Annotated in this window: 13 protein-coding genes; 7 read left to right on the top strand and 6 right to left on the bottom strand. The window is 73.2% G+C overall.

Annotated elements, in window-relative coordinates; all coding sequences use genetic code 11:
* The first annotated feature begins 190 nt into the window (after positions 1-190).
* Together VGB14_10980 and VGB14_10975 are read left to right on the top strand one after the other, a co-directional pair.
* Positions 191-1,783 (top strand): AarF/UbiB family protein, encoded by a 1,593-nt coding sequence (locus tag VGB14_10980; protein ID HEX9993441.1) that lies wholly within the window; start codon positions 191-193, stop codon positions 1,781-1,783.
* Between the two features lie 11 nt (positions 1,784-1,794).
* Positions 1,795-2,535, top strand: a complete 741-nt coding sequence (locus VGB14_10975) for an endonuclease (protein HEX9993440.1) — start codon at positions 1,795-1,797, stop codon at positions 2,533-2,535.
* Positions 2,536-2,579: 44 nt separating this feature from the next.
* Here VGB14_10975 and VGB14_10970 read toward each other — a convergent pair whose 3' ends face one another.
* Positions 2,580-2,969 carry a zinc ribbon domain-containing protein gene (locus VGB14_10970; GenBank protein HEX9993439.1) on the bottom strand — a complete coding sequence of 130 codons (390 nt, stop codon included), beginning with the start codon at positions 2,967-2,969 and terminating at the stop codon, positions 2,580-2,582.
* Positions 2,969-3,235, bottom strand: coding sequence for a hypothetical protein (locus VGB14_10965; protein ID HEX9993438.1), 267 nt, complete (start codon positions 3,233-3,235; stop codon positions 2,969-2,971). The genes VGB14_10970 and VGB14_10965 overlap by 1 nt, the downstream gene beginning before the upstream one ends.
* Positions 3,236-3,852: 617 nt before the next feature.
* Here VGB14_10965 and VGB14_10960 point away from each other — a divergent pair.
* Positions 3,853-5,211: an NAD(P)/FAD-dependent oxidoreductase gene (locus VGB14_10960; protein HEX9993437.1), complete on the top strand. Its 1,359-nt coding sequence runs from the start codon at positions 3,853-3,855 to the stop codon at positions 5,209-5,211.
* A gap of 15 nt (positions 5,212-5,226) precedes the next feature.
* Here VGB14_10960 and VGB14_10955 read toward each other — a convergent pair whose 3' ends face one another.
* A complete protein-coding gene (locus tag VGB14_10955) occupies positions 5,227-6,066 on the bottom strand; it encodes a MaoC/PaaZ C-terminal domain-containing protein (GenBank protein HEX9993436.1) in 840 nt (279 codons plus the stop codon).
* A 36-nt stretch (positions 6,067-6,102) separates the two neighbouring features.
* On the opposite strand from VGB14_10955, the gene VGB14_10950 reads away from it, so the two are divergent.
* Genes VGB14_10950 through VGB14_10935 form a run of 4 tightly spaced genes read left to right on the top strand, consistent with a single transcriptional unit; the run spans position 6,103 to position 10,014 of the window.
* Positions 6,103-6,750, top strand: coding sequence for a Clp protease N-terminal domain-containing protein (locus VGB14_10950; protein ID HEX9993435.1), 648 nt, complete (start codon positions 6,103-6,105; stop codon positions 6,748-6,750).
* A gap of 43 nt (positions 6,751-6,793) precedes the next feature.
* Positions 6,794-6,919: a hypothetical protein gene (locus VGB14_10945; protein ID HEX9993434.1), complete on the top strand. Its 126-nt coding sequence runs from the start codon at positions 6,794-6,796 to the stop codon at positions 6,917-6,919.
* A 9-nt stretch (positions 6,920-6,928) separates the two neighbouring features.
* Positions 6,929-8,614, top strand: coding sequence for a VanW family protein (locus tag VGB14_10940; protein HEX9993433.1), 1,686 nt, complete (start codon positions 6,929-6,931; stop codon positions 8,612-8,614).
* A 2-nt stretch (positions 8,615-8,616) separates the two neighbouring features.
* Positions 8,617-10,014, top strand: coding sequence for a wax ester/triacylglycerol synthase family O-acyltransferase (locus VGB14_10935; GenBank protein ID HEX9993432.1), 1,398 nt, complete (start codon positions 8,617-8,619; stop codon positions 10,012-10,014).
* Here VGB14_10935 and VGB14_10930 read toward each other — a convergent pair.
* From VGB14_10930 to VGB14_10920, 3 genes are all read right to left on the bottom strand, one after another.
* The gene (locus VGB14_10930; GenBank protein HEX9993431.1) at positions 10,011-10,580 is read right to left on the bottom strand and encodes a hypothetical protein; all 570 of its coding nucleotides are present in this window, start codon (positions 10,578-10,580) and stop codon (positions 10,011-10,013) included. The genes VGB14_10935 and VGB14_10930 overlap by 4 nt on opposite strands.
* 10 nt (positions 10,581-10,590) lie before the next feature.
* Positions 10,591-10,776 (bottom strand): hypothetical protein, encoded by a 186-nt coding sequence (locus tag VGB14_10925; protein HEX9993430.1) that lies wholly within the window; start codon positions 10,774-10,776, stop codon positions 10,591-10,593.
* A 64-nt stretch (positions 10,777-10,840) separates the two neighbouring features.
* The coding region (locus VGB14_10920) for a TMEM165/GDT1 family protein (GenBank protein HEX9993429.1) at positions 10,841-11,158 on the bottom strand (318 nt) is incomplete at its 5' end.

Genomic DNA, 11,158 nt, shown 5'->3' with positions numbered 1-11,158 from the left:
CGCCGCCGCCCGGGACGAGCGCCCGCCCCGCTTCGCCGACCCCGGCTGCGGCCGCCGGCGGCCGTCCCGGCCCGCGTGCGTCGGCGGGGTCGCCGCCCTCCGGGACGAGCGCCCGCCCGCGTCGCCGACCCCGGCTGAGGCCGCCGGCCCGCTTGGCCCGGCCGGGGCCGGTCGTGCCAGGCTCCCGGCCGTGCCCGCCGCTGACCTCGACGTCGGCTCCTTCAGCGACGACCCGCCCTGGCTGGTCGACCGCGACCGCCTGCGCTGGCTGGCCGACGTCGACCGCCTCAGGGCCGAGACCAGGGCCGAGCTGCCCGACCTCGTCCGCCCCCGCAAGGTGCCGCCCGGCCTGCGGGTCGTCCGGGTCGCCGGGCTCCTCGGCCTCGCCGTCGGCGGGTGGTGGGCGAGGGACAAGCGAGCCGGCGGGTCGACGTCGCGGGCCGGCATCTCCCGGCGCATGCGGGTGGCGGCCGAGCGCCTCGGCCCCACCTACATCAAGCTCGCCCAGATCATCTCGTCGGGCGAGGGCATCTTCCCCGAGGAGCTGGTCGGCGAGCTGAAGCGGTGCCGGGACCGGGTGCCGCCCGAGCCGTGGGCCGTCATCCGGGAGGTGATCGAGGAGGACCTCGGCCGGCCGCTCGACGAGGTGTTCGACGTGATCGAGCCGGTGCCGCTGGCCGCCGCGTCGATCGCCCAGGTCCACCCGGCCCGGCTGCGCACCGGCGAGGTCGTGGTCGTCAAGGTCCAGCGGCCCCAGGTGGCCAGGCTCGTGCGGCAGGACCTGCGGGTGATGTCGTGGATCGCCCCGCTGCTCGTCGGCCGCATCCCGGTGGCCGCGCTGGCCAACCCGCCCGCCCTGGTCGAGCTGTTCGCCGAGACGATCACCGAGGAGCTCGACTTCCGGCTGGAGGCGGCCAACATGCTCGACGTCGCCGCCAGCCTCGTCACCCTGGGCCAGCGGGGCTTCGTCATCCCCCGACCCCATCCCGAGCTCGTCACCCGGCGGGTGCTCGTGATGGAACGCCTCGACGGGTTCGCGTTCGACGACGCCGCCGGCATGCGCGGCGCCGGCGTGGACACCGAGGCCGTCGTGCGCACGGGGATGATCGCCTTCCTGGAGGGCGCCATCCTGTGCGGCGTCTTCCACGGCGACCTGCACGGCGGCAACCTCTTCGTCCGCCCGGACGGCCGCACCGCCCTGCTCGACTTCGGCATCACCGGCCGGCTCGACGAGCCCCGGCGCCTGGCCTTCCTGCGCCTGCTCATGGGCGCCACCGTGAACGACGTGAAGGGCCAGCTGGCCGCCCTGCGGGACCTCGGGGCGCTGCCGGCCGACACCGACCTCGACGCCGTGATCGGCGACCTCGGCCTCGACCGCCCGCCCGTCGACCCGACGACGCTCAGCGCCGACGAGCTGACGGCCGAGATCCGCCGGACGGTCACCGCCCTGCTCGGCTACGGGGCCCGGCTGCCGAAGGAGCTGATGCTCTTCGTCAAGGACCTCGTGTTCCTGGACGGCGCCATCGCCACCCTCGCCCCCGACCTCGACCTGTTCGCCGAGATCGCCCACGTGGCCACGTACTTCGCCACGACCCACGGCGAGCGGATCATGGCCGACGTGGGCGTGGACCCCCGCCGCCTCGAGGTCGACCTCACCGGCGTGAAGGCCAGCTTCGGCGTCGACGCCTCGACCGGCGGGATGACCTATCACGAGCTCCAGGAGCGCAGGGCCGTCATCCGCAAGCGGTTCGAGGAGCGCCGCACGAAGGGCAGGAGCGGCTAGGTTCGCCGGCCGTGCGGCTCGTCATCGCCCGCTGCACGGTGGACTACACGGGCCGGCTGGAGGCCCATCTGCCGAGCGCCGTGCGCCTCCTCATGGTCAAGGCCGACGGCTGCGTCGCCGTCCACGCGGACGGCGGCGCCTACAAGCCGCTGAACTGGATGAACGCGCCGAACCGGCTGGTCGAGCACGAGGGCGGCTGGACGGTGACCAACCCGAAGGGCGAGCGCCTCGAGATCTCGATCGAGGAGGTGCTGTCGGACGCCTCGCACGACCTCGGCGCCGACCCCGGGCTCCAGAAGGACGGCGTCGAGGCCCACCTCCAGGCCCTGCTCGCGGCCAACTGCGAGGCGATCGCCGCCGGCCTCCGCCTCGTCCGCCGCGAGCACCCGACCGACATCGGCCCGGTCGACCTCCTCTGTCGCGACGCGGACGGCAACACGATCGCCGTCGAGGTCAAGCGCCGGGGCGAGATCGACGGCTCGTTGTCTAGCAATCGGCCGCCTCAACGGAGGGGACAGTACGTCGCCGTCGAGGTCAAGCGTCGCGTGGGTTTAGACGCGGTTGAACAGCTCACTCGATACCTCGAACGAATGAATCATGACCCGATCTTCCGGCCAGTACGAGGCATCCTCGTAGGCCTGTCCGTAGCTCCGCAGGCGAAAGTCGTTGCTACCAGCCGAGGTATCCAGTGCGTCACCGTTGATTACGACGTACTCCGCCGTACGCGCCCTCCCGACTTGACGCTCTTCTGACACAGCCACGCATCGCGCATGGGTCCATGTCCGCTTAGAGGCTCCTACTCGATCTTCAGGTTATGAGCCCGCACGTGCGACTGTTCCCCTTCGATATCTACGCCGACACGATTGTTCCTCAGCTGAACATTTTCAAGATCCAACCGGCCGGGACCGGCGACCACTGCAGAACCGAAGCCTTCGACCCGGACGTTCTGCAATACGGTGTGTCCCGCGGTGCGGATTCCGCCCATCATGGGGTACGCGTCGCCCGAGGCACTGGCGTCGGGCGAAGTTTCCGACTGATCCGTGCGCGGCACCGAGAAAGTAGCCAGCATGCGCTCAAGCGGCTCGCCGCAATCGCGACACGGCGGCGGCCGATCTCGGCTCAAAACCGTTCGGCGAAGGTCGACCGCCGCCCCGCATCCCGAGCACCGGTACGAATACAGGGGCACTATCGGATATCACCCCGTTGGATCCAGACGTCACCACCGTCGTTGGAGATCGCCGTGTCCATGTTGCGGATAGTGACGTCGGATCCGACGAAGCGACCACCACGCATCTTGACCCCCGTACGAACGCCGGGGCGAGGGTTCGGACGAGTGGGCGTCGCGCCGACCCCCGGTCGGCGTGCAACGTTGGTCAGCACCATGCCCGTTATCACCAACAGCACCGCCACAACCACCACGGGAATGAGCCAGCCAGGCGGGCCGATCGTCACGGCGAACGCAGACCCGACCAACCCTGCCACCACCAGGCCGATTCCGACGGATACCAGCCAATGGAGGAGGCTGATAGCCCCCAAGACGGACCACACGACGACCCACCAGCTGCGACCCCTAGCCGACATCGCGTGAAGTGTACGGACGTCGACCCACGGCCTGGCGTGCCGGACGCTAGGGGTGACGATCGACGGGGTCGAGCAGCTCTGCCGGTACGTCGAGCGGCTCGACCTGGACCCGTGGGTGCGGCCCGTCCCGGGCGTGCTCGTCGCCCAGCGTCTCGCCCCCCGGGGCCAACGCGCTCGCCGGCGCCAGGTGCCTCCGCTTCGTCGAGGTCGTCTACGACGAGTTGCGGGGATCGCGCCGGGCCGAGGCGCGGCTGTCACCCATCCGGCCCCGCTTCCACGGCTGCGGGCCGGGAGGGCGTCGTAGGTTGGAACCACTGCGCCGCGCCGGCCGCCCGCCCGTCGGCACCTGGTGACCGACCTAGCCACCCGGCCCCGCCCGTGTCCTGCGCCGCGCTCACGCTGCGCACGACGACCGGCGGTACGATCGGTGCACGCGCCCAGCCCGCCCGGTGGACGCGCGCGCACCGAACGACGATGGAGGACCACCCTTGACCACCCCCGACTTCGACGTCGCCATCATCGGAGGCGGGCCGGCCGGCTCCGGCATCGCCTCGTACCTGGCGCAGGCCGGGATCAGCTGCGTCGTGTTCGAGCGCGAGCTGTTCCCCCGTCCCCACGTCGGCGAGTCGCTGGTCCCGTCGTCCACGAGGGTGTTTCGGGAGATCGACTTCCTGCCCCAGATGGAGGAGGCCGGGTTCCCCCACAAGCTCGGCGCGGTGTGGACGGCGTCGCACAACGAGAAGCTCTACGCCCACGACTGGGAGGGCATGGACGACGACGTCCGGCCCTACGAGTACGCCGACATCTCCTTCTCCGAGCGGGAGCAGGAGGGGGTCGGGATGAACTACACGTACCACGTCGACCGCGGCCGGTTCGACCTCATGCTGCTCCAGCACGCCCACACCCTCGGCGCCGACGTGTACGAGGGCGTGAACGTCCGCGGCGTGGACTTCTCCGACCCCGACCAGGTCGCCGTCCAGTACCGCATGGGCCGCAGGGAGATGGCGACGACGGCCCGGATGGTCGTGGACTGCTCCGGGCGGCGGACCCTGATCGGCAACCAGATGGGCTGGAAGATCAAGGACCCGGTCTTCGACCAGTACGCCCTGCACACGTGGTTCCAGGGCTACGACCGGGAGACGATCTCCAAGGACACCACGAAGGGCGACTACATCTACGTCCACTTCCTGCCGGTGTCCAACACCTGGGTGTGGCAGATCCCGATCACCGACGACGTCACGAGCATCGGGGTCGTCACCCAGAAGGAGAACTTCGCCAAGCGCAGGACCGAGCACGAGCAGTTCTTCTGGGACGCCGTCGGCACCCGGCCCGACTTCGCCGAGGCCCTCCGCAAGGCCGAGCGCATCCGGCCGTTCAAGACCGAGGGCGACTACAGCTACGCCATGAAGCAGATCTGCGGCGACCGGGTCGTGCTCCTCGGCGACGCGGCCCGCTTCGTCGACCCGATCTTCTCGACCGGCGTGTCGATCGCCCTCAACTCGGCCCGCCTGGCCTTCCCGGACATCTTCAAGGCGCTCGAGACCGGCAACTTCTCGAAGTCGGCGTTCGAGACCTTCGAGACCACCATCCGGCGGGGCACGAAGAACTGGTACGACTTCATCGCCGTCTACTACCGGCTGAACGTGCTGTTCACCGCGTACATCCTCGACCCGCGCTACCGGCTCGACGTGCTCAAGCTCCTCCAGGGCGACGTGTACGACGAGGAGGCGCCGCCGGTGCTCGAGAAGATGCGGGAGACGGTGTCCAAGGTCGAGAGCAACCCGAACCACATCTGGCACGGGCTGCTCAACGACATGACGGCCGACGCGTTCAAGCCCGTCTTCTAGGACCGCCGTCCGCCGTCAGCCGGCCAGGCGGAACCGCCCCCGGTCGACGACCACCCGGCCGTCGCCGGCCGTCGTGCGGAACACGGCGCCGTCGCCGTCGGCCCACACCTGCACGGTGAGCGACTCGCCCGGGAACACCGGCGACGAGAAGCGGCCGACCATCGAGCCGAAGCGGGCCGGGTCGCCGTCGCACAGGGTCGCGAGCAGGGCCCGGCCGGTGAACCCGTAGGTGCAGAGGCCGTGGAGGATCGGCCGCGGGAACCCGGCGCGGCCGGCGAAGGCGGGGTCCGAGTGCAGCGGGTTGCGGTCCCCCGACAGCCGGTAGAGCAGGGCCTGGTCGGGGCGGGTCGCGTAGACGACCTCCGCGTCCGGCGGTCGCTCGGGCGGGCCGTCCTTCGGCGCCGACGGCCCCCGGTCGCCGCCCCAGCCCCCCTCGCCCCGGATGAACGCCGCCGAGGTGGTCGTGAACAGCGGCTCGCCGGAGGCGGCGTCGGTCCCGGTGGTCTCGGTCTCGACCACGGCCGCCGACCCCTTGTCCCAGATGCCGGTCACCGTGGTGGTGACCGTCGCCGTCCCGGCGACCGGCAACGGGCGGTGGAGGGTGACGCCCTGCTCCCCGTGGACGAGCATGGCCGGGTCGAAGGTGCCGATGCGGCCGAACGTCCCGCCGCCGCCGAGCAGCACCGGGAACGTCGGGAGCACCCGCTGCTCGACCCCGGCCGTGTTCTCGGTGGTGAAGGCGAGGTCGTCGACGCCCGCCCCCACGCCGAGGGCGTAGATGAGGCAGGCGTCGGAGGTCCAGGTCCGCTCGACGGGACCGGCGGTGGCGCCGACGGCGCCGGGATCGATGGGCATGGCGGGAGCCTGGCAGGCGCGCGACACTTTTGCCCGGTGTTCGAGCGATTCAGCGCGCCGGCGCGCCGGGCCGTCGTGCTCGCCCAGGAGGAGGCCCGGCGCCTCCGCCACACCTGGATCGGCACCGAGCACCTGCTGCTCGGGCTGGCCGGCGACGAGCACACCCTGGCCGGCAGGGCCCTCGGCTCGCTCGGCGTCACCCTGGACGCCGCCCGGCAGGAGGTCTTCGCCATCGTCGGGGCGGCGGAGGAGCCGGCCGAGCCCGTCTCGACCGTCCCGTTCACCCCCCGGGCGAAGAAGGCGCTGGAGCTCGCGCTGCGGGAGGCGCAGCGCCTCGGCGACCACTACATCGGCTCGGCCCACCTGCTGCTCGGGCTGGTCAGGGAGGGCGACGGGGTGGCCGTCGAGGTGCTGCGCCGCCTCGGCGCCGCTCCGGCGACCGTCACCGACACGACCGTCGCCCTGCTGCGGGCCCCCGGCGGCGACGCCGAGGCGGTCGAGCCGCTGGCGCCGGGCGAGCACCGCGTGCGCGGCGAGCCGGGGCCGGCCGGCGCCCGCTGCCCGGCCTGCAGGGGCGACCTGGCGGTCACGGCCACCACCGTCACCGTGGGAGCCGGGGACCGGGACGTCGTCCTCGTCGTCTGCGGCGCGTGCGGGACGGCGATCGGGGCGCTGCCGGCCTAGGGGGTGCACCTCCGGCGCGAGGTGCGCGTGGTTCACTGGCGCGGTGGATGCCGTCCACCAGTGCCCGCACTGCGACCTGCGCTTCGCCAGCCGCACCGAGCTCGAGGCCCACCTCGCCGACGAGCACCCCGCCGAGGGCGACGACGACACCCGGTCCCTCGACCGCTGAGGGACGGCGGTGAGCGAGCTGGACCGCGCCTTCGGGTGGGAGCCGCGCCGCCGGCGCCGGGGGCTCGCCGCCGTCGTCCTGCTCGTGGTCGGGCTGCCGCTCCTGCTCGTCGGCCTGGCCGTGGCCGCCTGGGCCGTCGACTCGTCGCTGAGCGGCGGCGAGGTGCCCCGCAACGTGGAGCTGGTCGGCCTGGACGTCGGGGGGATGCCGGAGGACGAGCTGCGCCACGCCGTCGCCGACCTCGCCGATGGCTACGGCGACACCGAGGTCCACATCGTCACCCCCCACGGCTCGCTCGTCACCACCGCCGCCGACCTCGGGGTCAGCGTGGACGAGGAGGCGACGATCGCCGCCGTCCTCGACGTGGGCGGCGACGCGCCCGTCTACCGGCGGCCGCTCGACTGGGCCAGGTCGTTCCTCGACCCGAGGGAGGCGCCGCTGCGGGTCACCGTCGACCGGGCCGTCGCCACCGAGACCGTCGTCGCCCTGGAGGGCGAGGCCCGGCAGGCGCCGGTGGAGCCGACCATCGAGGACCGCGACGGGACGCTCGTCGCCGTGCCCGGCCAACCCGGCCGGGGCGTCGACGCCGCCGACGTGGCCGACGCCCTGCCCGCGGCCGCCACCACCGGGGCCGACCCGCTGGTCGTGCGGGTGGAGGAGGGCGACGTCCCGCCCCGCTTCGACCTGGCCGACGCCGAGCAGGCCGCCGAGCGGGCCACCCAGCTCGCCGCCCACCCGCTGTGGGTGCGGGCCGGGGACACCAGCGCGGCGGTGCCGGAGGAGACGGTCCGCTCGTGGCTGCGGGCCGTCCCCGGCGAGGACGGCCTCGAGCTGCTGCTCTCCCAGGAGGCCGTCGAGCAGGACCTGCCCGAGCTGCTGGCCGGCGCGGCGACCGAGCCCGTCAACGCCCGCTTCGACCTGGTGGGCGGGGTGCCGACCGTCGTCCCGGGCCGGTCCGGCCACGCCTGCTGCGCCGCGGTCGACGCCCTCGACCTGCTGGCCGCGCTGGACGAGGGCAGCGGCACCCCCGTCGACCTGTCGCTGCGCACGATCCGGCCCGACGTGACCGCCGACGAGGCCCGCTCCTGGCAGATCACCGGCGTGGTGTCCACGTTCACCACCAATCACGCGGCCGGCGAGCCCCGGGTGACCAACATCCACCGGATGGCCGACCTCGTGCGGGGCCAGGTGATCCCGCCCGACGGCCGGTTCTCGATCAACGAGTTCGTCGGCGAGCGCACCACGGCGAAGGGGTTCGTCAACGCCCCGGTCATCTACCAGGGCGAGTTCACCGAGGACGTCGGCGGCGGCGTCTCCCAGTTCGCCACCACCCTGTTCAACGCCGCCTTCTACGCCGGGCTCGAGTTCGAGGAGTACCAGAGCCACTCGATCTACATCTCGCGCTACCCCTACGGCGTCGAGGCCACCCTGTCCTACCCCCACCCCGACCTCGTGATCGAGAACCCGAGCCCCTACGGGGTGATGATCTGGACGGGCTACACGGACACGAGCATCACCGTCACCCTGTACTCGACGAGGTGGGCCGACGTCCGCCAGGGCGCCCAGACCCGCGCCCCGCAGGGCAACTGCACGCGGGTCACGACCGAGCGGGTCAGGACGTTCGTCCGCAGCGGCCGGACCGAGGTCGACCAGGTCTACGCCACCTACCGACCGGGCGAGGGTGTGGACTGCTGAGCGTGGACGACGCCATGCGCTTCGAGTCCCGGATGAGCGACGCCGACGCGCTCATGTGGACGATCGAGAAGGACCCGCTGCTGCGGTCGACGATCCTCGCCGTCTCGCTCCTCGACCGGGCGCCCGACCGCGACCGGCTGATGGCCAGGCTGGAGCGGGGCAGCCGGGAGATCCCGAGGCTGCGCCAGCGGGTGGTCGGCAACCCGTGGTCGCTGGCCCCGCCCCGCTGGGAGGTCGACCCGAACTTCGACCTCCACTACCACGTGCGGTCCATGCGGGCGCCGGGGAACGGCACCGTGCGGGACCTGCTCGACGCCTGCGCCCCGATCGCCATGCAGGGCTTCGACCGGGCCCGCCCGCTGTGGGAGGTGTGGGTGGTGGACGGGCTGGAGGGCGACCGGGCGGCGCTCGTCCAGAAGGTGCACCACACGATCACCGACGGCGTCGGCGGCGTGAAGATGGCGATGGTCCTGCTCGACCTGGAGCGGCACCCGGCGGCCGACGACGGGCCGGCGCCGCCGGCGCCCGAGCCGCGGGTGCTCGGGCCGTGGGCGCGGCTGCTGGACGCCGCCGGCCACGAGGCCCGCCGCCAGGCCGGCGTCGCCCGGCGGGCCGTCGGCTCGGCGCCGGAGGCGGCGGCCGGCGTGCTCCGCGACCCCGTCGGGGCCGCCCGCTCGGCGGCCGACCTGGCCGGGTCGGTGCGGCGGCTGCTGGCGCCGGTCACCGAGCCGCTCAGCCCCGTCCTCCGGGAGCGGTCGCTGCGCCTCCGCCTCGACACGCTCACCGTCCCCCTCCCCGACCTCAAGGCGGCGGCCAAGCGGGTCGACGGCAAGCTCAACGACGCCTTCGTCGCCGCCGTCACCGGCGGCCTGCGCCGGTACCACGAGGCCCACGGCACCCCCGTGGACGCGCTGCGGATGACGATGCCGATCAACCTCCGGGACGCGTCCACCGACGCGCTGGCCGGCAACCGGTTCGTCCCCGCGCGGTTCACGATCCCGGTCGGCATCGCCGACCCTCGCGAGCGGATGCGGGTCACCCGCGACCTGCTCCGCCGCCAGCGGGCCGAGCCGGCGCTCGCCCTGACCGACGCGCTGGCCGGCGTGCTGTTCCGCCTCCCCCGGTCGGTGGCGACCACCGTGTTCGGGTCGATGCTGAAGGGCATCGACGTGGTGACGAGCAACGTGCCCGGCGCGCCCGTCCCGATCTACCTGGCCGGGGCGAGGGTGACGGCCCAGTTCGCGTTCGGCCCGCCGAGCGGCGCCGCGCTGAACGTCACCCTGCTCAGCCACCTCGACGACTGCGCCATCGGCGTCACCAGCGACGCCGCCGCCGTCCCCGACCCCGACTGCCTGACGACCTGCCTCCAGGAAGGCTTCGACGAGGTCCTGAAGGGCTAGACGGGGCGCAGCCGGAACAGCGAGAGGTCGTCCCCGCTGCCGACCAGCGACGACTCGATCGGCTCGCGCCCCGGAGCGGTGAAGGTCATCGCGCTCAGGAACTCGTCGGACAGGAACGCGCCCTCGACCGGGTACCGGTCGCCCTGGGCCTTGATCCGCCGGGACAGCTGGTGGGCGACGTACCGGGCGAGGCTGTCTTCGCCCGTCCCGGACCCGCCCACCGGCTTCCCGATGCGCCGGAAGGCGTCGGGGTGCCGCGCCTCGATCCCGAGGGCCAGCTGGTAGGCGGTCACCCACGGCCACCCGAAGTAGTGGTCCTTGCCGCCGACCGAGGCCAGCACGTCCTCCACCAGCAGGTCCATCCGCAGCTCGCCCCAGAGCCCGCCGTCGGCCATGCCGGCAAGGTACCGGTCGACGCCGGCCCGGCTCACCATGACCTGGACGGTCGCCGGGTCGGGGCGCCCGTCGAGGTCGCCGCGGAAGACCAGCCGGTAGACGACCCGGTCGGCCACGCCGAGCTGCTCGGCGACGTCCCGGACGGCGACGTCGGCGCCCACCTGCTCCACGGGTCGCACGCTACTGCCCCTCCTCTCCGTAGAGGTCGCCGAGCTCCGGCCACAGCTTGCGGTAGATCGACGCCTTCGCCGCCCTCACGGACGCGTCGCCGTCCGGCGCCCGCGCGAGGGCCTCCAGCAGGAGGGCGACGTCGTCGAGGTCGAGCTCGATCGTCGGAGGGAGGCTGGCGAAGGGCCGGTCGGTCATCCGGTGCTCCGGCGTCGACGGATGCACGGCCGGCGTGGGCGGCGCCGGCGACCCGGCCGCGATCCTAGAGCAGGGCCTGGAGCACGAGGAGGACGCCGAAGAGGGCGAAGACGGCCGCGCTGGCGAGGCGGATCGTCCTCGACGAGAGGCGGGCGGCGAGGCGGCGGCCGACGACGATCGCGGCCGCGTCGGCGGTCACCATGCCGAGGGTGGCGCCGGCCCAGGTGGGGACGGCGCCCTGGCGGGCGGCGAGGGCGGCCGTCGCCAGCATCGTCTTGTCGCCGATCTCGGAGGCGAAGAACGTCGCGGCCACGGCGGCCGCGGCCGCGAGCCCGGAGCGGCGGGCGGCCGGGTCCACGGCCTCGTCGTCGTCCTCGCCCCG

Source organism: Acidimicrobiales bacterium, assembly GCA_036399815.1.
Lineage (GTDB): Bacteria > Actinomycetota > Acidimicrobiia > Acidimicrobiales > DASWMK01 > DASWMK01.
This window is presented reverse-complemented; position numbering and strand designations above follow the sequence as displayed.